The sequence below is a fragment of the Methylophilus methylotrophus DSM 46235 = ATCC 53528 genome (assembly GCF_000378225.1).
In the GTDB taxonomy this organism is placed as follows: domain Bacteria; phylum Pseudomonadota; class Gammaproteobacteria; order Burkholderiales; family Methylophilaceae; genus Methylophilus; species Methylophilus methylotrophus.
Window position 1 is genome coordinate 463186 of sequence record NZ_KB905141.1, and the last position, 22729, is coordinate 485914.

21 protein-coding genes and 1 other RNA gene are annotated in these 22729 nt (G+C 50.0%); 5 read left to right on the forward strand and 17 right to left on the reverse strand.

The window, feature by feature from the left end:
• Positions 1-8: 8 nt before the first annotated feature.
• The gene (locus F463_RS0102165) at positions 9-1157 is read right to left on the reverse strand and encodes a PAS domain-containing sensor histidine kinase (RefSeq protein ID WP_018985403.1); all 1149 of its coding nucleotides are present in this window, start codon (positions 1155-1157) and stop codon (positions 9-11) included.
• Positions 1158-1270: 113 nt separating this feature from the next.
• Positions 1271-3082: a GGDEF domain-containing protein gene (locus tag F463_RS0102170; protein WP_245545104.1), complete on the reverse strand. Its 1812-nt coding sequence runs from the start codon at positions 3080-3082 to the stop codon at positions 1271-1273.
• A 178-nt stretch (positions 3083-3260) separates the two neighbouring features.
• On the opposite strand from F463_RS0102170, the gene ffs reads away from it, so the two are divergent.
• The 5 genes from ffs to F463_RS0102190 all read left to right on the forward strand — a co-directional run bounded on the left by ffs (position 3261) and on the right by F463_RS0102190 (position 8862).
• Positions 3261-3357, forward strand: an RNA gene (ffs, locus tag F463_RS14685) — signal recognition particle sRNA small type.
• A gap of 132 nt (positions 3358-3489) precedes the next feature.
• Positions 3490-5265 (forward strand): DNA polymerase III subunit gamma/tau, encoded by a 1776-nt coding sequence (dnaX, locus tag F463_RS0102175; protein WP_018985405.1) that lies wholly within the window; start codon positions 3490-3492, stop codon positions 5263-5265.
• Between the two features lie 26 nt (positions 5266-5291).
• Entirely contained in the window at positions 5292-5600 is a 309-nt protein-coding gene (locus tag F463_RS0102180) for a YbaB/EbfC family nucleoid-associated protein (RefSeq protein WP_018985406.1), read from the forward strand.
• A gap of 14 nt (positions 5601-5614) precedes the next feature.
• Complete coding sequence (gene recR / locus F463_RS0102185) at positions 5615-6214, forward strand: recombination mediator RecR (protein WP_018985407.1); 600 nt, start codon at positions 5615-5617, stop codon at positions 6212-6214.
• 266 nt (positions 6215-6480) lie between these two features.
• Entirely contained in the window at positions 6481-8862 is a 2382-nt protein-coding gene (locus tag F463_RS0102190; protein ID WP_018985408.1) for an EAL domain-containing protein, read from the forward strand.
• Between the two features lie 27 nt (positions 8863-8889).
• Here F463_RS0102190 and F463_RS0102195 read toward each other — a convergent pair whose 3' ends face one another.
• The 15 genes from F463_RS0102195 to hfq form a co-directional block, all read right to left on the reverse strand.
• The gene (locus F463_RS0102195; RefSeq protein WP_018985409.1) at positions 8890-9534 is read right to left on the reverse strand and encodes an HAD family hydrolase; all 645 of its coding nucleotides are present in this window, start codon (positions 9532-9534) and stop codon (positions 8890-8892) included.
• Positions 9535-9545: 11 nt separating this feature from the next.
• Complete coding sequence (ubiG, locus tag F463_RS0102200) at positions 9546-10244, reverse strand: bifunctional 2-polyprenyl-6-hydroxyphenol methylase/3-demethylubiquinol 3-O-methyltransferase UbiG (protein WP_018985410.1); 699 nt, start codon at positions 10242-10244, stop codon at positions 9546-9548.
• A gap of 27 nt (positions 10245-10271) precedes the next feature.
• Positions 10272-11597 (reverse strand): TRZ/ATZ family hydrolase, encoded by a 1326-nt coding sequence (locus F463_RS0102205; RefSeq protein WP_018985411.1) that lies wholly within the window; start codon positions 11595-11597, stop codon positions 10272-10274.
• A gap of 102 nt (positions 11598-11699) precedes the next feature.
• Positions 11700-12797 carry an OmpA family protein gene (locus F463_RS0102210; RefSeq protein WP_018985412.1) on the reverse strand — a complete coding sequence of 366 codons (1098 nt, stop codon included), beginning with the start codon at positions 12795-12797 and terminating at the stop codon, positions 11700-11702.
• Positions 12798-12931: 134 nt separating this feature from the next.
• Positions 12932-13657, reverse strand: coding sequence for a (5-formylfuran-3-yl)methyl phosphate synthase (locus F463_RS0102215; protein ID WP_018985413.1), 726 nt, complete (start codon positions 13655-13657; stop codon positions 12932-12934).
• Positions 13654-14229, reverse strand: coding sequence for a DUF447 domain-containing protein (locus tag F463_RS0102220; protein WP_018985414.1), 576 nt, complete (start codon positions 14227-14229; stop codon positions 13654-13656). The genes F463_RS0102215 and F463_RS0102220 overlap by 4 nt, the downstream gene beginning before the upstream one ends.
• 5 nt (positions 14230-14234) lie before the next feature.
• Positions 14235-15677 carry a DUF6513 domain-containing protein gene (locus tag F463_RS0102225; protein ID WP_018985415.1) on the reverse strand — a complete coding sequence of 481 codons (1443 nt, stop codon included), beginning with the start codon at positions 15675-15677 and terminating at the stop codon, positions 14235-14237.
• A gap of 4 nt (positions 15678-15681) precedes the next feature.
• A complete protein-coding gene (locus F463_RS0102230; RefSeq protein WP_018985416.1) occupies positions 15682-16269 on the reverse strand; it encodes a flavoprotein in 588 nt (195 codons plus the stop codon).
• Between the two features lie 12 nt (positions 16270-16281).
• Entirely contained in the window at positions 16282-17616 is a 1335-nt protein-coding gene (locus tag F463_RS0102235; RefSeq protein WP_018985417.1) for an adenylosuccinate synthase, read from the reverse strand.
• A 41-nt stretch (positions 17617-17657) separates the two neighbouring features.
• Positions 17658-18812 (reverse strand): ATP phosphoribosyltransferase regulatory subunit, encoded by a 1155-nt coding sequence (locus F463_RS0102240; RefSeq protein WP_018985418.1) that lies wholly within the window; start codon positions 18810-18812, stop codon positions 17658-17660.
• Positions 18813-18936: 124 nt separating this feature from the next.
• Entirely contained in the window at positions 18937-19116 is a 180-nt protein-coding gene (locus F463_RS0102245; RefSeq protein ID WP_018985419.1) for a DUF2065 domain-containing protein, read from the reverse strand.
• Between the two features lie 25 nt (positions 19117-19141).
• A complete protein-coding gene (hflC, locus tag F463_RS0102250; protein ID WP_018985420.1) occupies positions 19142-20011 on the reverse strand; it encodes a protease modulator HflC in 870 nt (289 codons plus the stop codon).
• Between the two features lie 21 nt (positions 20012-20032).
• Positions 20033-21226, reverse strand: coding sequence for an FtsH protease activity modulator HflK (gene hflK / locus F463_RS0102255; RefSeq protein WP_018985421.1), 1194 nt, complete (start codon positions 21224-21226; stop codon positions 20033-20035).
• 48 nt (positions 21227-21274) lie between these two features.
• Positions 21275-22402 (reverse strand): GTPase HflX, encoded by a 1128-nt coding sequence (gene hflX, locus F463_RS0102260; protein WP_018985422.1) that lies wholly within the window; start codon positions 22400-22402, stop codon positions 21275-21277.
• Positions 22403-22405: 3 nt separating this feature from the next.
• A complete protein-coding gene (gene hfq / locus F463_RS0102265) occupies positions 22406-22648 on the reverse strand; it encodes an RNA chaperone Hfq (RefSeq protein WP_018985423.1) in 243 nt (80 codons plus the stop codon).
• Positions 22649-22729 lie beyond the last annotated feature (81 nt).

A 22729-nucleotide genomic window follows, 5' to 3' on the forward strand; every position in this document is an offset into this window, starting at 1 on the left:
CCATTCTGTCACGATGCGATGGCAATCAGCGGGACTCGTACCTGGATGCAGGTGCCTGAACCCTGCGCATTAGGCACAATCTGGCATTCGCCTCCCAATGCTGCTGCGCGTTCTTGCATACCACGCAAACCAAATGAGTTGGGCTTGATTTTATCGGCAGGGGCAATCCCCACACCGTTATCGGAAACTTTCATCACCAAGATCTGCTCAACCAAAGAGAGCTCGACTGAAACCTGATCGGCCTGTGAGTATTTCGCAATATTTGAAAGCGCCTCCTGGCAGATGCGGAACAATGCCATAGACTGATCCGGATCACACTCCAGATCACGGCAGTCAGTCACAAACATCGCAGAAATGCTTAATTGTTTTTTGAATTGGCTCACTTGCCAATCCAGCGCATCTACCAAACCGAGATCGAGAATATTCGGGCGCAAGTTGCCTGAAATTCTGTGGACAGCATCAAAGGTTTGATCAATAATCGCTTGCAACATGTTCGCCTGTTCCAGGTTGACAGGCTGGCCCTCTTCGATTTGCTGGATGATGGTGGAAAGACCCAATTTCATCGCGGTAAGATTGCCACCAAGATCATCGTGAATCTCACGCGCGATACTGACGCGCTCCTGCTCCTTGACCTGGTGAATATGCGCAGTCAGTGCCTGCAAATCACGCCTGGCCTGCTCAATCTCTTGCTTTTCGTGTTTACTTTGGCTGATATTGAGCATGATGCCATCCCATTGCACAGCACCCTGCCCCAAATCGCGTACAGTCGCCCGGATATTGACCCATTTCATGTCTTGCCAGTCAGCAATCCATATCCGCCCTTCCCAGTCCAAGCGTTTATGATGTCTAGCCGACTTTTGCAATTTCTGCTTGAACTGGCTGGCAGAATGCTCTTCCATAGCCTGAAACAAGGTTTGCGCGTCCTTAAGCAAAGCCGCAGCAGGAATGCCTAACAGTGCCTCGCAGCCTTCACTCAGGTAGGTAAACACCACTTGACCATCTTCGGCCATGTGCATTTGAAATACCAGACCGGGGATGCTGGAAACAATCGCGGAAAACCTGCGCTCGCTTTCATGCAAGGCATCCTTGACACTATCGACAGGAACGTTGCCGAGAGAGGAACTGACGGCAGATGGATGGATAAAAGGAGTGGACAATTCGCACCTCAATCAAGATGCCAATTAGCATATCATGCCAAAGCGTGGCTGGGTATGCCTGCCACCGTTTTATGAGGAAAGCGCTTGAATACCGTGGTGCATGTCCAAAATAATTATGTGTTGGCCTCCAGGTCGACTTCGGTCATCACTCGGTTTTTGCCACTCTTTTTAGCCAGGTACATCGCTTGGTCGGCCCGCAGCAAAATCGTTGCCACGTCATCCTCAACCTTAAACAGCGCCACACCAGCACTGAAAGTAATCAGTAGTTTCTGGTTATTGCCCAGGAAGTACTCCTTGGTCAGCGAGCGCTGCAAGCGCGTCATGGTCACTACCGCTTCGTTCAGGTTGGTATTGGGCAGTATGACCACAAACTCTTCGCCACCCATCCTGGTCACAATATCGGTTGGCCTGACTGCACGCTTGATCACGCTTGCCAGATGCTTGAGTGCAGAATCGCCTGCAGCATGCCCATGCTGGTCATTAAGTATTTTAAAATTATCAATATCAAGCAAGGCCACACTAAGTGACTCGCCACTACGACGGTGGCGGGCGATTTCGGTATTGAATGCTTCATCCATGCCGCGCCGGTTGAGTACCCCTGTCAGTTGATCAATCCGAACAACTTCACTCAATTGCTGCAACTCTTCTTGCAACTTTTGCATGCGCAACTGGGTATCACTCGCCACACGCTGCTGATTCAGCAAATCATCACGCGAACGCATGATATCCGTCTGCATCACGGAAGTATCACGCATCAAATGATTTACCAACTCATTGATTTTAATCAGGTCATCCGTTTTTGAAAGCTCTTGAGCGTAACTTTCGATCTTGCCACCATATAGTTCACTCGCATCTCCCATGTATTTCAGCTTGTCAATAAACGTACTGATCATGGCTTTAAACGAATTACGTGCTTCGATCAGGCTATGTTTGACCAGGCTTTGTTTATAAATCACTTCTTTGAGGCTTTTTTCTGCCTGCTTGAGTTTGGTTCTATCTAGCGGACCGCTGATAATGGACTGCACGGCGTATACCTGGCCACTGAGCCAGCCATCCTCTGCCACCAGTTCTCCAATATTGGAAAGTAGCAAATGTAAGAGATCAATAATATCACCACGGACATCATCTTCTTTGGCACCTATCACTTCCACGCGTAACAACAAGGCTTTAAGGGATTTAGCCAGCGCTTCCCATTCCTTGAGTTTTTTGGCACGCTCAGTACTTTCTTGCAGGGCCACGGCCTCAGCTTGCAAATCAGGATAGCCTTCCAGGCGAGGAATCAATCCTAATTGTAAGGTTTGTTTCAAGAGCGTTTGCAGGATGGTGAAAGCACCATGAAACTGTTGTACTTCATTAGGCAGACTAACTGTATCACTGGAGGTTTCAACGATCGCCCCTTCTGTAGCAGGTAAATCGGCAACATTGGTCAACGGAACGCCCTCAACCCGCGCATCTGCAGGCAACCAGTGATTAGCCATGCCAATCAGCTTGTCTGCCAAGGTCTCATCGTTACCAAAGTTGATCAGCACACGTTCTAATGTTTCACGCTTTCTAGCAACATCCACACCGCTGCGCTTGTCATCCCAGCCTTGCAGCAAGGTACGTATTGCCTTGGGCCATTTGGTCGAATGGTTCAACTGAGACTGCATAGACTCGGTCAATAATTCGCCAAGCCCCTGCCAGTTGTCCTGCTTGAGTAATTTCTCCCAGCGGTTGATCCAGTTTGTCTGCTCTAATGAATCATGTGGCAACTGTTTAAGTGCCTTGCGCAGTGCACTTGCAGCATCTTCTTTTGCCGGCTTACCCGCCACCTCAAAATAAATTTGCGTGTAATTGTCCGGCGTCGGCTCCACGCGCCGCGCAGCCATTTGCTTAATGGTTTCGCGGGCAATTTCAGAGGCGGTCATGGGTCCGTTAGCTGCCATAATGATTACCACAGTATTGGTTGAAAATAGGGATGATTATGCCGGGAAAAAATAAGACTTTATGTCATTATAAGAAGGTAGATTATTGGTCATTTCTCATGCTTGTCATCCGCCTTAGAAAACCAGCCTGGTGAAAAAATAAGCCGGTAAAAAAGGTTTTTTGCGTTACAATAGTGTCCGCGGGCCTCCCCGCATTGTAAGGTAGCCAATCTGGTCAGGTGCGGAAGCAAGCAGCCACAACTATCAAGCAAGTGCCGGGGGTTGGGCTCGCCCCTTTCTCTCTTGCCTCTTGTTTGTCAGACTTACCAAAAAATTAACGGCACATTAATTTTACGTTCGCAAGCATGAGCAGGCAATTTAGGCTAAAGTACGGGTTTGCCCATAGCATTTAATCAGTAGAGTGCGCGATGTCTTACCAAGTATTGGCGCGTAAATGGCGCCCAAAATCCTTTGGCAGTTTGGTCGGCCAAGACCATGTCGTTCAGGCCCTAAGTAATGCCCTGAGCCAACAGCGTCTGCACCATGCCTATTTGTTTACCGGAACGCGTGGCGTCGGTAAAACCACACTGTCACGTATCCTGGCCAAATCCCTTAACTGCGCCACTGGCATTACAGCCAATCCTTGTGGTGAGTGCGAAGCCTGCCTGGCCATTGATATTGGCCGTTATGTCGATTATGTTGAAATGGATGCCGCTTCTAATCGCGGCATTGCTGACATGGTCAGCCTGCTGGAACAGGCGATTTATGCGCCATCCTCTGGGCGCTTCAAGGTCTACATGATAGACGAAGTGCACATGCTGACCAAAGAAGCGTTTAATGCCATGCTGAAAACGCTGGAAGAACCGCCGGCCCATGTCAAATTTATCCTGGCGACCACAGACCCGCAAAAGGTCCCGGTCACCATCCTCTCACGCTGTTTGCAGTTCAACCTGCGCCAGATGGCCAGCAGCACCATCACTGCGCACCTGCAAGATATTCTGGGCCAGGAGCAGATACCGTTCGAGCCAGCTGCACTGCAACTTATTGCACGTGCAGCCAACGGCAGTATGCGCGATGCGCTATCACTCACCGACCAGGCCATTGCCTATGGCAACCAGTCTGTACGAGAAGGCGACGTTCGTAGCATGCTGGGAGCGATTGACCAGAGCTATTTATATGAGTTATTGCGCGCATTGATAGCCAATGATGCCGTCACTTTACTTAACATTGCGCAGCAAATGGAGTCGCGCAGCATTGGTTTTGAAAGTGCCCTCAATGACTTGGCGGCGTTGTTACATTTGCTGGCAGTCGCACAACATAGCCCGCAAGCCATTGCAGACGACCATCCAGAACGTCAAACGCTGCTGGATCTGGCGGCGACCCTGACAGCAGACATGCTACAACTGTATTATCAGATTTGTATTCTTGGCCACCGTGACATCGGATTGGCGCCGGATGCCTATGCCGGGTTCACCATGACTTTGTTGCGTATGCTGGCGTTTAAAGCAGATGCTATGACGCCTGCAGTGCCAGCAGCTGGCAGCAGCACTCCACAGGAAGGACCTTCTTCCCGTGGCAATGCTGGCGGTGGCGCTAGGGCTGCACTCGCGCAAAACCGCCAAGTGAGCCCCCCAACATCAGGGGCAGCCCCCATCCTGGCAACAGCTTCCGCAGAACCTACGCCAGCAGAAGTAAACAGAACGGTGCCCCCTCCCACAGACCCAGCACCAGCCATTACTGTGCCGGTGATTCCTGAAATTGAACATATTCCGCAGCAGGCATTTTCATCGCCTGTGATGTCCGCTGATAATCCCCCATTAGCCTGGGATGGCAATTGGCGGGCTCTGGTGGAGAATCACTTGAGCAAGCTTGGCCTGGTACGGGCATTGGCACAAAACTGTGAGCTGGTGAACTTTGATGGCGATGAAATGACCTTACGTATCAGTGAAGCGCACAAACATCTTGCCAGTGCCAATTACCTGGACAAGCTTAACACGGCATTGAATAACCATTTTGGCCGTCGGTTAAAACTGAATATCACAGCAGGCCAGGAGGCCAATACGCCAGCCAGGCAATTAGCAGTTGAAAAGGCAGAACTCCAGGACCAGGCAACGCAAGCTATTATGAGTGACCGTTTTGTCCAGGGCCTGATGCAAGAAATGGGTGCGACCATCGTGCCCAACTCCATTAAACCATTACATTAACCACAATCACTTTTAGGAGCAGACAAATGATGAAAGGTGGCATGGGCAATATGATGAAACAGGCCCAGATGATGCAAGCCAATATGCAGAAAGTGCAGGCAGAATTGGCGACAACTGAAGTTGAAGGCATTGCCAGCAACGGCATGGTGAAAGTCACCATGACCTGTAGCAATGACGTCAAACGCGTGCAAATTGATGACGCTGCCATGGATGACAAAGAAACACTGGAAGATCTGATACTCATTGCCCTTAAAGATGCCAGAACCAAAGCGGAAGCGACCAGCTCGGCCAAAATGGGCAGCGTAATGCCTGCAGGCTTCAAACTGCCTTTCTAAACAGGATTTGAAGCTTGAACAATCCTGCCGTTCTCGAACAGCTGATCAGCGCACTTCGCTGCCTACCGGGTGTGGGTCCCAAGTCGTCCACACGCATGGCTTATCACCTCCTGCAGCGGGACAGAGAAGGTGCGCAAAAACTGGCTGCGAGTTTGCAGCAGGCGCTGGACAAGCTCGCTCATTGTGATTATTGCAATAACTTCAGCGAACACCAGGTATGTAGTGTGTGCCTGGAAACCAGCCGTGACAAATCAACGCTATGCGTGGTCGAAATGCCTACCGACCTCATGATGCTGGAAAACACCCGCAGTTACCAAGGTCAATATTTTGTACTGATGGGCAAACTATCGCCCATGGATGGTATAGGACCCAAAGATATTCATCTCGATAAACTGCTCAAGCGCGCGCAAGATACCGCCATTCATGAAGTCATCCTGGCCACCAATTTCACCTCCGAGGGCGAAGCCACAGCCCACTATATAGGACAGATGCTCAAATCACGTGGCATCCGTGTGAGCCGGATTGCCCGCGGCTTACCTATGGGTGGAGAAATTGAGTACGTCGACAGCGGCACCCTCTCGACAGCCCTGCTGGAACGCAAGGTTTTAACTTAGTGAGTAACACCATTTTCAACAGCCCAGCAAGAGCACTTCATCTCCACTGACGTATAAACGTGCACGTTCCGCACCAATTTGATGCAGGCAATTAGATCGTTTCGTGGCTTTTATGCCCGCTCATCATATAAATAAATCCCCTTTGCTTTCGTTATAGTCATCATGCGGACTTAGCAGAGAATCAGCAGAATATTTGCCTGCCTGGTTCTGGCTAAGCCAAAGAATAAGCAAGCTGTAACAATCTAACAAAAGCAAAGTGACTCTTCATGGAACTATTTCTGCATACTTTCGACGCCAACCTGCATGCCAACCGGGAAAATCCGCGTTTTTCAGGGGTCAATCAAACCTCATTTAGCTATCAGACCGAAGCTGAGTTGTTGCAGATACTCGACCAGATGATTGCACAGGAATCAGTACATACTCTTAAGGATACCTGGGTGCTTGTTTCCGAGGATAACCAACCTGTCAGCCCCATGGAGGCGTTACAGGCAACCATGCCGTTCAATACATTCTATGCGCGTCACAAATACCCCTGGCTACTGTCTGATCTTGAGCCTCATGTGCAAATGCATTACCAGCCCATCGTAGATTTTGGTCAAAGTGGCAAGGTTTTTGGGTTTGAAGCGCTTTGCCGCCTGAAAACACCTGAAGGCAACTGGCTTAACGGAATGGAAGCTTTTGCGCTGGCCGCCGAAGTGAAGCGCACACACGAACTGGATCTCGCCTGCCAACACCTGGCTCTAATAGGCAAGTCCCAATCTGTTTCTGCTGATAAACCTATTTTTATCAATGTATTACCGCAAACCATCATGAGCCCGGGCTGGCTGGATTTCATTTTAAAAATCCTGGCGCAACACAATATTGATAAACGCGACGTAGTGATAGAGATTGTCGAAAGTGAGAAAACCAATCCGGAAGTACTGGCGCGAAATTGTGATGCAATCCGCATGCACGGCTTACGCATCGCGCTCGACGACATGGGGTCTGGCTTTAATGGCCTGCGCATATTGGCGGAGGTCCGCGCAGACTTTATTAAAATTGACCGTGCAATTGTCCATGAAGCGCAAGGCAGCCGTGTGAGAACCGTGTTACTGGAAGCCATTATCTCGATGGCACAGCGTTTAGGCTGCACCATCATTGCCGAAGGTCTGGAACGCGTTGAAGATATCACTTATTGCCAGGATTTAGGCTTGCATTACGCACAAGGCCATTATTTCGCCCATCCGCAAAGCACGCCCAGCGAAAAAGTGACCGCATTGCCTCCACGTGATGAATCTCATCGTTCTCACATTCCCGATGATTTTCATATCGGTGAATATATTAGCCATGGCCTGACAATTGATGTAAGCGGCACCCTCGCCGAGGCAAGAAACTTATTCAATGCGCATGCCGATGTTGCCATCGCGGTGGTATTGGATGGACAGACACCATTAGGTGTTCTACGACGTGGCAAAGTGTTTTCAAAGAAAGTCTCCGGCCTGGGCGCCTGCTGTGACCCATTGCCTAAAGTCATTAACCATCTCATGCCTTCTTCCACCCTGGCGCGTATTTTTTACCTAGAACGCAGCAATACGGATATATGGATCGCGGTTAATGAAGAAGGTGCCTATGTCGGCATCTTGCAACCCATGGAAATCATGGCCCAGTTGATCAGCCGCAAAGCCACAACGGGTAACTTACATCCCTTGAGCCATCTGACGACAGGCCCTACCCTGAGGCAAACACTGGACAACAGCTTGCGTAATAACCCGAATACCCAACTCGTGTATATTGATCTGGATCACTTCAAGGCCTACAACGATCGCTACGGCTTCATCCGTGGTGATGCCATGATCCGCTTGTTATCAGAAATTATCCGTCAGGAGTACCAGGATAAATCCGGTGTGATGGTAGGCCATATTGGCGGCGATGATTTTGTGCTTATTTATGATCACAAAGCGCCCAAGCTCACGGAGACGCTGCTGCATATCATTAGCCAGTTTCAGGCCTTGGCGGTACATCTGTATGATACCAGTGACTTGGAGCGTGGATTTTTCACGACTGAAGATGGTAAAGACCATCCGGTTGCCAGTGTTTCTATCGCAGTAGTCAACGGCACACAAGGCACATTGGAAAATAGCGTCATGGCTGCAGAACGGGCCGCTGTTCTCAAGAAAATTGGCAAAGCCAATATCGGCAGTATTATCGTTGTGGAAGATACGCCACCACAACCAATATTACCTAAAAAAGAATTCTATTCCGGCTGGCAACAAAAAGCCTTATCCGCCTTGCAATCGCTACTGAATATCCAGCGTTCAACGGGCTCGCACGATCTGGATAGCTGTTTTTCCGAATTCCCTTATTTTGAAGTGATTTTTGAACTGGAGCCCAACGGCATCCAGCGTTATGCCAACTGGATCAACCCAAACATGTACGGCAAAATCAAGGCGGGCGGCGCAGGGATAGACCGCAGTCAGCAAGCCTACTATCAAAAGGTCGCAGAAACACATGCGCCTTACATTTCAACGATTTACCTGTCTACAGCAACGGAAGATTTCTGCCTCACGGTATCATTGCCTATCCTTAATGACGATGGCTCCCTGAAAAGCATTCTCGTTGCCGACATCAATATTGCGGCCATGGCCGTCCTGAGCAGCACGCGCAATTAAAGGATGCGCCCAATCCATGAGCAATCGTTACAAATAGCCAAGCAAGTCCTGTGGATGCGCTATGCAAGCATAAGCGCCCCACTGTTCCGGTTTGTCCGTGACAGACAGATAACCAAATAATGCTACCAGTGTTTTCATGCCTGCAGCATTACCGGCTTGTACGTCGCGTTCTGCATCGCCGATATACAATACGGTTTGCGGATTTATTGCCATACGTTCGCAGGCCAGTAACAAGGTTTGTGGCGAAGGTTTAGGTTGAGGCGCATCATCGCCACTAATCACCGCCGCCGCACGGATATCCAACCCCATATGCGCAACCATTGGCTGGGTAAAGCGACGTGGCTTATTGGTGACAATTCCCCAACGCAAGCCACGCTGCTCAATGGCCTGCAGGGTTTCTTCCATGCCCTCAAACAGGAGAGGCTGACGTGTCATTACCTGTGTATACAAGTCCAGGTACTCAGTGCGCATGGCCTCAAAACGGGTATCGGTAGGCAACACGCCAAACCCCACCTCTAGCAAACCACGCGAACCATGTGAAGCGTACGGTCGGATAGTTTCTTCAGGCAAAAAATCCAGGCCGTGCCGCTCACGTTGCAAATTCAAGGCATAGCCTAAATCAGGGGCGGTATCAACCAGCGTCCCATCCAGATCAAACAAAACAGCTTGCATGTCACTTCCTGTCAGGCTTCCTTGATGGCATGCAGCATGTAATTCACACTGGTATCCGTGGTCAATGAGTATTGCTTGTTCAGCGGGTTATAAGTCACACCGGTCTGGTGCTGCAACTCCAATCCCGCCTGGCGCATCCACGCTGCCAGTTCTGAAGGTTTGATAAATTTACTGTAATCATGCGTGCCCCTGGGCAACAGGTTAAGTACATACTCAGCACCGACGACCGCCATGAGATAGGCTTTGGCATTACGGTTCAGGGTTGAAAAAAAGACATGCCCTCCTGGTTTGACCAACGCTGCACAGGCGCGTACCACGCTGGCAGGGTCAGGCACATGTTCCAGCATTTCCATACAGGTCACAACATCAAATGTCTGTGGCTTTTCCTGTGCCAATGCTTCAACTGTCACGCAACGGTAATCCAGTTGCAAATTCGCCTCCAGCGCATGTAACTGGGCCACTTGGAGAGACTTTTCTGCCAGGTCTATGCCAGTTACCTGCGCGCCGCGTTGTGCCATGGACTCACTTAAAATGCCGCCACCACAACCAACATCCAGCACTTGTTTACCCGAAAGCTGTGCCCGACTATCAATATAATTCAGGCGCAAGGGATTTAATTGATGCAATGGCTTAAAGACGCCTTGCGTATCCCACCACTGATGTGCCAATTCGGCAAACTTATTCACTTCTGCTGCTTCTACATTCGCCATATCGTTGTTCCTTCTATTTTCAAGGGTCTATTGCAATTTAAGTTGCCACTGCAATGCAATAGACCGTAATTCTTCCGTTTCTATGCCAGCAAATGTTGCCTGCCCATCATCCTGACGCTGATAACACAAGCGGCCATCGACCCAGGTATGTGTCACTTGCTCACGGCTGGCAACATAGACCAAATGTGAAACAGGATCAAAACAAGGCAGACTATTGAGGTCATTGAGCTTGACGGCGACCAAGTCGGCCTGCTTCCCTACTTCAATGCTGCCTAGCTTGTCCTGCAACCCCAGTGCGCGGGCACCACGCATGGTGGCCATTTCCAATGCCTGGTATGCCGGCAAGGACTCTGCATTCTGATCTGCCACTTTGGACAATAAAGCTGCTGTACGCATTTCCTGCCAAAGGTCTACCCGGTTATTACTGGCTGCGCCATCTGTGCCCAACCCGACATTGATGCCCGCGCGTAATGCCGCGGCTACCGGAGCTATCCCGCTCGCCAGCTTTAAATTGGAACAGGGACAGTGTGCAAGATGCGCCCCTTGTATTGAGAGCGTTTCCAGTTCATTTTCGTCTAGATGAACGCCATGTGCCAGCACACTATTTGGACCAATCACTCCCAACGCCAGTAAACGTTGCAATGGACGTACCCCAAACTGCTCCAGACTTTGCTGTATCTCTGCTTGTGTTTCATGCAAATGGGTGTGAATACCCAGGTTTAATTGCTCAGACAGGGTCGCAATCTGCTCAAAGGTTTGATTGCTCACTGTATAAGGTGCATGTGGCGCGAATGAGAAACTGATATTTTTATCGGATTTATACTGGTCACGCACTTCGGTGCCTAACCTGATGTAATCACTGGCTGTTGCGGCGTAATTGGTGGGAAATTCCATCACCGTCAGCCCAATGTTAGCGCGCATGCCTAGGCGTTTGAGGGCTTCAATAGTCGCTTGCGGGAAGAAATACATATCATTGAAGGTCGTCATTCCACCACTCAACATTTCCGCGCAAGCTAATAAGCTGCCATCATGTACAAAAGAAGTGGATACCCATTTTCTTTCTACAGGCCAGATATGTTCATTAAGCCACGGCATCAAGGCCAAATCATCCGCATACCCTTTCAGCAAGTTCATGCTGCTGTGCGCATGCAGATTAATCAACCCGGGGATTAATGCATGCTGGGAACAATCTATTACTGGCCAACCGCTTGCCCATTCGGGGATTTCAGTCTTGGGTACTATCGCTACAATCTCTCCACCCTTAACCAATACTGCATGCTGCTCCAATAATGTATGCTGCGTGTCTACAGTAACCAGCCAACGCGCTTTAATGATGTATTGTGTGTCAACCATAGCGCGATTATAACTGAGGCATTATGCAAAATCCTGACTCAGGGCAATAGCCATAAAAAAAGCCACGCATTCGCGTGGCTTTTTATTCAGACATCAATCTGATTATTGGCAACCAATTTGTTTAGTGCCTTCAGCGCGGATATCAACGCGACGGTTAGGTTGCAAGCAAGAAATCAGTTTTTTCGTTACTTTCTTACCTTCGCACTCAACCACTGGCTCAGATTTACCTTTGCCTTCAGAAGTGATGATATTGCTATCTACACCCTGTGCAATCAGGTAATCAGCCACCATCTTCGCACGACGCTCGGACAGTTTCTGGTTGTATGCATCGGAACCGATACGGTCTGTGTGACCTGTCACGATCACAGCGTTAATTTCTGGGTTAGCCTTGATCTTGGCTGCAGTTTCTTCCAGAACCTTACGGCCTTCTTCACGCAGGTTAGCCTTATCAAAACCAAACAGCTTCTCAGCGCTCACTGTGACTGTTTCATTTTGTGGCTTACATACTGGAGCTGGAGCAGGTGCTGGAGCTGGAGCTGGCTCTGGGGCTGGTTCAGCTGCAGCCACTGGTGCTGGTTCTGGTGTTGGCTCTTCAACCACTGGTGCTGGCGCACCGAAACGGAAGATACCACCCAAGTTCACTAAAGTATTTCCGATTGTTTCTGTATCACTACCTACAGCAGCAATATCAATTTTCGCACGGCTCCATTGGTGACGTACATCGGCTTGAATACCAAACTTATCATTAAACAGATATTGAGCGCCCAAACCAACGTTTGCCATCCATGAAGTTTTTTTACCATCGATATCAAAGCCTGGGATTGAATAATCAACATTATTACGCGCTGCGCCAATACCAGCTAATAGGAATGGACGGAACTTGTCACGGCTAAACATATACAGTGCATCCAAACCTAAAGCAGTTTGCTTGTATTTGCCGCTAGCACCAGTAATGCCGGTATCTTCATCAGCACGGTTATAGCCCAAGCGACCTTGAATGTCCCAGTGCTCGCTCAGCTCTTTACCAATGGACAGGAACCCACCACGGCCATTGTCAGCTTCGAGATCATTGTCAGTGTTCATGTAAGTTGCACCAGGAACAACGTACCAGGCACCACGGTACATGTCTTCAGCCTGCGCAACTTGCGATGCAAATACAAATGCAGAAGCAATTGCCAAGCCTAAAAAACTTTTTTTCATTCATTGACTCCTTTGTTATTGGGCATTTTCGCCACATCTTTGAAAATACTTACATGTTGAACTATACGCAAAGCGCTGGACGGGTGCAAGTCTATGCACCCCCTCATATAAGCATTTATTGGGTTTTAGACCAATTATCCAACAAATTTTCCGGATACTTTGGACATCAACTGATAAACACGCTCAGCTGACAAACTCTGCGATCGCAATCCATCCTCGCAGAGACCACTGCGAAATCCAAGATAATCAGGATTGAGCGTTGAAAGCATTTCCACATGTGTCAACGCAAGCCCACCAGCAATACCAACTATCAAATGAAGTGACTTTGCAGTGCTTATAAACTTGGTAAGCACAGGCATGGCAACCATATCCACCAAAGCACTGGATTTCTGCACAGTATCGACCATCACGCCCCAATAGCCCTGCATGGCCAGCGAGTGCAATCGTTTATCCAGGCTTGAGTCAGCCAAACTGGTTGGCAGCAGTACGGCAATCAGCCGGGTGCCCTGGGCCAAAAAACCATCAATAATGACCTGGTAAGCGGGATCGGCCCAGATGGATTCTGGCAACTTAATCACCTCTACACCAACTTCTAAGCGACGTTCAATTAATGTAATCAAATCGGCTGCAGTAGCGCAGTTGTCGCCTATTGTGGCACTGACGACAATGCCTGAGGTCTCAAATTGCTGCCGATGTGCATGCACAATATCGGCAATAACTTTTGAAGTTTCTATATCGAGGGCCGCTAATGCGCCATGGCTGGTATCTTTCAAATCAATCAGTGGCACGCCTGCTGACAACACCAGTTGCGCTTCGGTGGCGGAATTCACGCTCATTAACACTTGCATCTGCTGACTCATGCCTGCTGCATTCCGCTTTGTTGTGCCAGATGGTTATTAACGCAATCGACTAACCATTGCCAGGCTTCTTGCTCACGCGGGCCTGCGGTCTTGTCGATGGCAATTTGCAGGTATTGCATTTCTTGCGTGATTTTATCAATGGGCAATCGTTGCAAACGGCTCACCAGTACGGCCAACTCAATGACGGCCGCCTGGGCACGGTTAAAACCCATAAATGGTGCATGAGACTCGCTGTGCAAAACCCGCATCCATAATTTCGGACGAGTGCCATCGTCTTCGACATGTTCCAGCGTGAGCACATGATGTGCCAAACATTCTTTGAGCCTGACACCTTTCCCGTCCACAACCGATTCCGTTGCAAATGCCGTTTTCTTGGCAATAGCAGCGGCAAAAACGCGTACATCATCCGTCAGGTTCAAGACAGCAAACCCGGTCTGCAGAACATTTTGTAAGGTTGTAGAGGGTTTGAAAGGCATGATCAATACCTTGTCATCATGCCATTGAATCCCGAATGGCGCGATGTGCGCTTCACCGTCAGGTGAACAGGTGGTCACGATTGTTTCGTAAATCATCAACGTTATTCCGTCTCCGTGGTTGAATTGCCATCTTTATCACTAAGTGCCTTTTCAAGACGCTCTTTGATGGATGCTTCGCGATGGGCAACCTTGGCTTGCGTGTTTTGTTGTGCTGAAGCCACCCCCCATTCCAGTAGTTCATCCTGCACATAACGCTTCTTAAGTTGCCAGGCAATTTGTGCCCGCGCCAATTCAACCCCTAGATAAAAGGCATGGGAAGCATCGTCCTGTACATTCAGCCCTGCATAAAATCGGTAGGGATCAGTGTCGTGCTGAATACCTTCGCGATTATAAACATGCACACCCTCTTCACTGACCATGATCCTGAAGCTGGGATCCTTGATCTGGCTTGCCATCTCCATAATTTCTTTTGCACTATACGGGAATGGCTTGCGGTCATGCAGCCCAAGTAAGCCATTGGAGTAACCACGGGGCAAGCGCTTATCCTGCTGGGCTCTATACATTATTCGGCGCGCAACATCCGCCTCTGCGACTGCTTCACTGGCATGGGGGCTGACCGAGGTTGCCAGCACAGCATTAATATTCAACTCACTGATCATACCAAATAGCATGGCATTGACGCCGGTGGTGTCTGCATCTGTCAACTCGGTGAGGTTACCGACGCCCATCATGATGGCAATCTCAGGGTATTTTTTGCGCAGCTTGTGATAGCGCACAATAGAATCGGTCAAGCCAAAATGGATGGGATCGAGAATCGGATCGGCAATAAAAGCCCTGCCACGTTTCAGACAGTGCTCTATGGCACGTTGCAAACTAGCGAGGCTACCTGGCTTGGCGGGAATCAGGATGGGGGTGGAGGAGACTTCTTCTGCAATCCACAGGCTTTTTTCGTGCAAACTCAATAAATAGTCTGCACCGGCCTTGCCAGCTGCCAGTAAATCCTCCTCCCGCATGGAGTCTACACTGACCTGGAAACCTTCAGCCTTGAGCGCCTGCACAGCCGCGATCATGTGCGTAAAGGCTTTACCAGGCAGACAACCGAGGTCAATCACATCTGCGCCCTGCTGCCTGAAACGGTTAGCTTTGGCAATGATTTGTTCAACGCTAAGGTCAGGAGCATCCACTATTTCAGCAAATATGGTGACACTATGCTGTGTCAGGTCGGGCGCTTTGCCCCGCTGTCCGAAGTATTGCGGCAAATCCTTCAGGTCTTTTGGCCCACGCTCCACCGGCACTCCCCACTGCGCCTCAAGTGGCGCTAAATCCCCCTGGCACAAGCCGGGCAAAATCACCTTATCTATATTGTTGACTTGAGGCAAACGTCGTGCAATCAACGGTGGCGTCATCAAGGCTGCGACGGAAACACCGATTTGTTTCACTTCATATTCAAACGGAGCCTGTTTACTGTCAGCCTGAATAGACTGCAAGATTTGATGCAGACTGTGTTCTGCCAGTTTTCCGGTAAGAAACAGCAGTCGATTCATGGAGTTACTCAGTTAGCTGATCTAGCACCTGTATGCCGTCATGCAAGCTAAGATCATGTAATGCCGCCAACCGCTGCATGATGGTGTCTTGCAATGCAGCCATATCTTCGACCACACTGGTATCTGCAAACAGCTTCAGTTTAGCAACGTTATCGAGATCAATCTGGCGTGGATACACTTTCACCACATTATCCCGGGGAGCCTCTGACTCCAGTTCTGGCGCCGTATCACAAGCAAAAACAATACTATGCACACGCGTTTTCCCTGCCTGCGCAAACAGGTTGGTCACCAGGCTATCCGAAAAACCATACGCCATTTTCGCGATGGTGTTAGAAGTGGCCGGGGAGACCACCAAGGTGTGGTAAACGCCTTCATAAAAACGCTCAACCGGCACGCTACTGGCAGTTTTGTCCTGGTATACCTTGTGGCCAGTGGCTTCCAATGCAGGCTGGAAACCATACTGCTGAATGATTTCTGCGGCAGCCCGGCTCAGGTAAATGTCCACCTCATGCAAGGTTTGCAGAATCGCCAGTGATTCGCGCAAATAGTGCCCGGAACCAGTAATTGCCCAAGCTAATCGTTGTGCAGGCATCTCAGGCACACCTTAGGCAAATGGATGTTGCAGGACAATCGTTTCGTCACGCTCAGGGCCCGTAGACACAATGGCGATCGGCACGCCACAGACGGCTTCCAAGCGTTTGAGGTAATGCTGCGCATTCTTGGGCAAGGCATCCCAGGCTTTCACGCCAAAAGTGGTTTCACTCCAGCCTGGCACGGTTTCATAAATAGGCTCACAACGGGCCACGTCATCCGCGCCTACAGGCAGCATATCAACCACTTTGCCATCCAGCTTATAACCGGTACAGATATCCAGTGACTCAATACCATCCAGCACGTCCAGTTTGGTAATACATAAACCCGTCAAGCCATTGATACGTGCGGAGCGGCGCAACGCTGCGGCATCAAACCAGCCACAACGGCGTTTGCGACGGGTCACCGTGCCAATTTCCTGGCCTTTATTAGACATCTGGTAACCAGGAGCGCCTTCGGTTTCAATATCCAGCTCACTCGGGAAAGGGCCACCACCGACACGGGTGGTGTAAGCCTTGGTAATACCCAGGACATAGTGCAGCATATTCGCACCCACACCAGTACCGGCTGAAGCTTGACCTGCGATACAGTTACTGGAAGTGACATAAGGATAGGTGCCATGGTCTACGTCAAGTAACGTGCCTTGTGCGCCTTCAAACAACAAATGCTCACCGCGGGCATTGGCCTCATACAAGGCCGCTGAAATATCTGCCACCATGGGTTTCAGAACCACTGCATGTTGCATGCTGGCATCATATTGCTGCTGGAAATCCACGGCCGCAGCGCCGAGATAATTGGTTAACACAAAATTGTGATAATCCATCACTTCGCGCAGTTTTTCTGCAAAGCGCTCTGGATAGAACAAGTCATACACACGCAAGGCACGACGCGCCACTTTATCTTCATAAGCTGGACCAATGCCTTTACCAGTTGTGCCGATTTTCTTATCTGCGCTACGCTTGGCTTCACGGGCCAGGTCAACGGCTACATGATGGGACAAAATCAGAGGGCAGCCAGGGCTTACTTTCAGACGGTTTTTGACATCGAGACCGCCTTGCTCCAGCGTGGAAATTTCGTTGAGCAAGTGGGTTGTATCCAGCACAACGCCATTGCCGATGTAGCAATTGACACCTTCGCGCACAATACCAGAAGGCACCAGGTTAAGTTTGTACACCTTTTGTTCAGTCCCCTGCCCGACAACCAGTGTATGCCCGGCATTGTGGCCTCCCTGGAAGCGAACCACACCTTGGGCATGGTCTGTGAGCCAGTCTACGATTTTACCTTTACCTTCGTCGCCCCATTGGGTACCAATCACAACGACGTTTTTTGCTTGCTTGGATTGTGTCATGTTCAATAAATATCTTGTAAAAACAAAAATGGGGCGCTGACTTAAACAGCCACCACCTGCCAGCGACCATCTACCTTTTGCAAGGTACGGTCACAAGCTAATTCAGAATAGTTCACCGGCATATCGGGCAAGGCTTCCACCACGACTTGCCCCTGGGAACGCAAGGTATCAATCAGTAACAGCAACTCTGCGTCTGTCGCCACAGGTGCCAGAATGCCTTTGTGTAGTGCCGCAGGGCCCAAGGCTTGCAAAGCCCCGCGTAAATCCAGGCTGAAGCCGGTCGCAGGACGAGCGCGGCCAAATGCAGCACCGACCTCGTCATAACGGCCGCCTAAGGCAATTGGACCCGCATACCCTTTGGCATAGGCAGCAAACACCATACCACTGTGGTAGTGGTAACCGCGCAACTCGCTTAAATCTATGGTGACGGTGACATCTGCACTACTCAAGGCCTTAGCCACAGTTTCCAGTTCAAGCAGTGCCTGCTCCATCGCCTCAGAAGCTGGCAATAAGTCACGCGCCTGTTCCAAGACTTCTATCCCACCATTTAATTGTGTCAGGGCTACAAAATGACGACGCGACTTCTCGGGCAGGTTCGCAACCAGCTCTTCGACCAGGGTAATATCCTTTGCCTGCAGGGCCGCCTGAAGCTCCTGTTCTTGCTGCACACCCAGCTGCGCCATATGGGACAAGCTAGCAAAAATAGCCGCATGACTTAAATCAACGAACAAGGTACGCATACCCAGCAGCTGCAAAGCCTTCACCATCAGGCGCTGTACTTCAATATCGCTTTCTATCCCTGCATGGCCGTATAACTCTGCCCCTAGCTGCAAAGGCTCTCGTGTACGTGCTAACCCATCCGGTTTGGTACGCAACACCGTGCCGGCATAACACAGGCGGCAAACCCCCTGATGGTTCAGCATGTGCGCATCAATACGTGCCGCTTGCGGTGTCGTGTCTGCACGCAAGCCCATCAAACGGCCAGTCAGCTGATCGACCACCTTAAATGTGGCAATATCAAGATCATGTCCAGTCCCTGTCAACAAGGATTCAACATATTCCATCATGGGAGGAACGATATATTGATAGCCATGGACACGAAACAAGTCCAGTAATTGCCGGCGATAAGATTCAAGACGTGCCGCTTCTGCAGGCAATACATCTTCAATATATTCTGGAAGTAACCAATTATGCATCCCGCCATTATACCCGCAAACCCCCACCTAAGGCACGGGTTTAGCAATTGTGATGCTTGGATGGCATGGCTCTAAAAATAAAAAAGCACACGCAAAGCTGTGCCCTTTTATACCCGTGTTGCACTCAGCGGTTAAGCCACATCAGCAGCAACCCAATCAACGCAGAAGCAAACCCGATAAACCGGATTTGACCATCCCGGAGCTGCAATAACTTTTCAAAGGTCTGGCGCCAGGCCGGGGTGAAGAACAAAGGCATTAGGCCCTCAACGAGCAACACCCCACCAATCACCCACCACCAGTTCATACAGGCACCCGTTTAAAACGTAAAACTACTTCTTGCCGCTGCTACGCATGTATTTGAAGAAGTCTGAGCTTTGGTCTATCACCATCACATCAGACTTGCTCTTGAAGCTGTTTTTATAAGCTTCTTGGCTGCGGTAGAAAGCATAGAACTCAGGATTTTTGCCAAAAGCCTGCGCATACACTTCAGACGCTTTGGCATCACCCTCACCTTTAACCTTTTGCGCATCGCGGTAAGCTTCAGCAATAATCACTTCACGCTGCCTGTCAGCATCGGCGCGGATTTTTTCAGCCGCTGCTGCACCTTGTGAACGTAACTCGTTCGCCACTGACTTACGTTCGGCCTCCATACGCTGATAGACAGACTCGCTGACTTCTTTAGGCAAGTCGACACGGCGCAGACGGACATCCAGAATCTGGATACCCATCTGGCGGCTTTCCTTGTCAGCGCGCTGGCGCAAGATTTCCATGATCTCGGAACGCTCACCCGACACCACGTCATGAATGGTGCGCTTACCAAACTCGGCACGCAAACCGTCATTGACCATCTGTGACAAACGACGCTCGGCCTGTACTTCATCACCACGAACGGACACATAGTATTTAGACGGATCAATAATGCGCCATTTCACAAATGAATCCACCAGCACGTTTTTCTTCTCGCTGGTGATAAAGCGGTCAGGCTCTTCCCAGTTCAGCGTCAGGATACGCTTGTCGTAGTAGCGGATATTTTCAACCATAGGCATCTTGAAATAGAGGCCAGGTTCGCTTTTGACCGACACAATCTCACCGAGGCGGAATACCAGCGCGTATTCACGCTGGTCTACGGTATAAGCCGAAGAGGTAATGATCACCAGCAGGACAAAAACCCCGATTAACAGACTTCCAATATTTCTCATAATGTATTTTCCTTCGGCAGACTAGCGATATTCGCGATCACGGTTTCTCATGGCATCGCGAGAACGATCCAGTACACTTGAGTCTGCTTGTGGCTCCTGCGCTGGTTTGTCAGTTGCCGTGGCAGGTGCAGAAGCTGCACTACCACCCGCCCCGCTCATGGTCATCAGCTTATCCAGTGGCAGGTATAGCAGGCTGTTACCGCCTTTCTGGTCCACCAATACCTTGCTGGTATTCGACAATACATGCTCCTGCGCGTCCAGATACAAACGCTGGCGCGTCACTTCAGGCGCCTTATTGTATTGTGCCAAAATCTGCTCGAAACGATCGGCATTACCCTTAGCCTCGTTTTCAACACGCAACTTGTAACCCGCCGCCTCTTCAGCCAAACGGGCAGCAGTACCGCGCGCTTTAGGAATGACATCATTGGCATATGCCTGGCCTTCGTTTTTCTGCCGTTCCAGATCCTGCTTGGCTTTTACTGCATCGTCAAAAGCAGCCTGCACCTGCTCGGGCGGCTGGGCATTCTGCATGGTGACGTTCACAATATTGATACCGGATTTATACCGGTCCATCATATCCTGCATGAGTTTTTTGGCTTTGGCTGCCACATCATCGCGACCTTCATAGAGCACAAAGTCCATTTTGCTTTTACCGACGATTTCACGAATGGCCGTCTCAGCCACGCCTCGCACGCTTTCTTCTGTAGACCGGTTGCTGAACTGGTAGTCCTCAACAGACTTCAGGTTATATTGCACGGCCACCTGCAGATCGATAATGTTTTCATCATCGGTCAGCATCAGCGATTCGCGCAGCTCTTTGCTACGGCCGGATTCGCTATCAAATGAACGATAACCCATTTCTATGGTGCGCACCTGTTCAAGGTTGACGTTTTCGACTGTTTCAATCGGGAATGGCAAATGCCAGCGTGGACCAGGCATGGTGGTTTCCACATGCTTGCCAAAACGCAGCACCACACCACGTGAACCCTGGTCAACTATATAAAATCCGGACCCCAGCCAAATCAATGCCACGAGACCCAGGATAGGCATCACCGGTAACGATTGTGGCACAGGCGGGGTACCTCTGGGACCACCTTGACCACCCTTATTGTTACCAAATAACCGATTCAGCTTTTGATTCAAATCCTTGAATACCTCGTCCAGATCGGGCGGACCCTCATTGTTTTTATTCCAAAAGCCTGGAAATTTCTTCATGCGTGTACTCCGTATTTTTTGATTTGTCAGGCAATGATCCAGCCCGCCTTAGACATAAGCACTTTCTTCCGTGCTCAGTTTCTTCAAATATTGCTGATGCTCCAGCAGTGCCTGGCGCAAGTCGTCCATACCAATGCCATCTTTGGCTGAGACGCGAACAGTACGGATATTACCATACTCGTCGCGGTCGATTCCCGGCGCCATGCCCATGCGGTCGATCTGGTTAAGCACCAGGATTTGCGGGACTTGCGCAGCCCCAATCTCGTTAAGCACAATATTCACCTGCTCAATTTGTCCATCGCGGTTCGGGCTGGCGACATCAACTACATGCAGCAGCAAGTCAGCCTGCGCAGCTTCTTCGAGCGTGGCACCGAATGCCTCAATCAGCGTAGTAGGCAAATGCTTGATAAACCCAACCGTGTCAGATAACACCACAGGATATCCCTCTGGCAAATGCATCTTGCGCGAAGTCGTATCCAGGGTAGCAAACAGCTGATCGGCGGCATACACGCCGGAATGCGTCACCCTGTTAAACAAGGTCGACTTGCCCGCGTTGGTATATCCAACCAGCGACACCGTCATCAGGTTTGAACGTTTGCGCGCACGGCGTTGCATGCCACGTTGCTGCTTGAGCTTGGCCAGCTTTTCGCGCAACTGCTTGACGCGTACACGAAGCATACGCCTGTCCAGCTCAAGCTGCGTTTCACCAGGGCCACCACGGACACCGATACCACCTTTTTGACGCTCCAAGTGTGTCCAGCCTCGCACCAGGCGCGTAGACAAATGCTCAAGCTGCGCCAGCTCAACCTGCAATTTACCTTCGTGTGATTGCGCACGCTGGGCAAAAATATCCAGGATCAGGCCGGTGCGGTCCACAACTCGGGCCTCGAGAAGCTTTTCAAGGTTACGTTGTTGCGACGGGCTCAAGTCATGGTTAAAGGCAGCCACTTTGCTTTCGTGGGCCGCCATTAAAGCCTTCAGCTCATCCGCCTTACCAGAGCCGATAAAGTACTTGGGATCAGGAGCGTGACGCTTGCCTTCCAGCGTCGCAGAGATATTCAGTCCGGCAGTGCCGGCGAGGTGGCGGAGCTCTTGCAAACTTTCTTCGTAGTCAGTATCACCAAAGTTAACACTGACCAGAATGACGGCATCTCCGCCGCTTGGTCTATCAAACATGCATTAAGATTCTTGCGTAGATTCGTGTGGCCCCAAACTGACTGGACGCGCTGGAACGATGGTTGAAATAGCGTGTTTATATACCATTTGCGTCACTGTGTTTTTTAACAGAATGACATACTGGTCAAAAGAATCGACCTGCCCTTGCAGCTTAATACCGTTAACGAGGTAAATAGACACTTGTACATGTTCTTTTCTCAGGGCGTTCAGAAAAGGGTCTTGTAGCATCTGGCCTTTGTTATTCATCAATTGCTCCTTGTTTTGTTTTAATCGTATTGGAGTTTTATTATCTTGAACACCAATCCCTCATAGTGACTATGATTGTAC

Bases quoted from the DNA above. Each gene is read 5' to 3' on its own strand.
- F463_RS0102170 (WP_245545104.1), bottom strand. From the start codon at position 3,082: ATGGCAGCTAACGGACCCATGACCGCCTCTGAAATTGCCCGCGAAACC.
- dnaX (WP_018985405.1), top strand. From the start codon at position 3,490: ATGTCTTACCAAGTATTGGCGCGTAAATGGCGCCCAAAATCCTTTGGC.
- F463_RS0102180 (WP_018985406.1), top strand. From the start codon at position 5,292: ATGATGAAAGGTGGCATGGGCAATATGATGAAACAGGCCCAGATGATG.
- F463_RS0102190 (WP_018985408.1), top strand. From the start codon at position 6,481: ATGGAACTATTTCTGCATACTTTCGACGCCAACCTGCATGCCAACCGG.
- F463_RS0102195 (WP_018985409.1), bottom strand. From the start codon at position 9,534: ATGCAAGCTGTTTTGTTTGATCTGGATGGGACGCTGGTTGATACCGCC.
- ubiG (WP_018985410.1), bottom strand. From the start codon at position 10,244: ATGGCGAATGTAGAAGCAGCAGAAGTGAATAAGTTTGCCGAATTGGCA.
- F463_RS0102205 (WP_018985411.1), bottom strand. From the start codon at position 11,597: ATGGTTGACACACAATACATCATTAAAGCGCGTTGGCTGGTTACTGTA.
- F463_RS0102210 (WP_018985412.1), bottom strand. From the start codon at position 12,797: ATGAAAAAAAGTTTTTTAGGCTTGGCAATTGCTTCTGCATTTGTATTT.
- F463_RS0102215 (WP_018985413.1), bottom strand. From the start codon at position 13,657: ATGAGTCAGCAGATGCAAGTGTTAATGAGCGTGAATTCCGCCACCGAA.
- F463_RS0102220 (WP_018985414.1), bottom strand. From the start codon at position 14,229: ATGATTTACGAAACAATCGTGACCACCTGTTCACCTGACGGTGAAGCG.
- F463_RS0102225 (WP_018985415.1), bottom strand. From the start codon at position 15,677: ATGAATCGACTGCTGTTTCTTACCGGAAAACTGGCAGAACACAGTCTG.
- F463_RS0102230 (WP_018985416.1), bottom strand. From the start codon at position 16,269: ATGCCTGCACAACGATTAGCTTGGGCAATTACTGGTTCCGGGCACTAT.
- F463_RS0102235 (WP_018985417.1), bottom strand. From the start codon at position 17,616: ATGACACAATCCAAGCAAGCAAAAAACGTCGTTGTGATTGGTACCCAA.
- F463_RS0102240 (WP_018985418.1), bottom strand. From the start codon at position 18,812: ATGCATAATTGGTTACTTCCAGAATATATTGAAGATGTATTGCCTGCA.
- F463_RS0102245 (WP_018985419.1), bottom strand. From the start codon at position 19,116: ATGAACTGGTGGTGGGTGATTGGTGGGGTGTTGCTCGTTGAGGGCCTA.
- hflC (WP_018985420.1), bottom strand. From the start codon at position 20,011: ATGAGAAATATTGGAAGTCTGTTAATCGGGGTTTTTGTCCTGCTGGTG.
- hflK (WP_018985421.1), bottom strand. From the start codon at position 21,226: ATGAAGAAATTTCCAGGCTTTTGGAATAAAAACAATGAGGGTCCGCCC.
- hflX (WP_018985422.1), bottom strand. From the start codon at position 22,402: ATGTTTGATAGACCAAGCGGCGGAGATGCCGTCATTCTGGTCAGTGTT.
- hfq (WP_018985423.1), bottom strand. From the start codon at position 22,648: ATGAATAACAAAGGCCAGATGCTACAAGACCCTTTTCTGAACGCCCTG.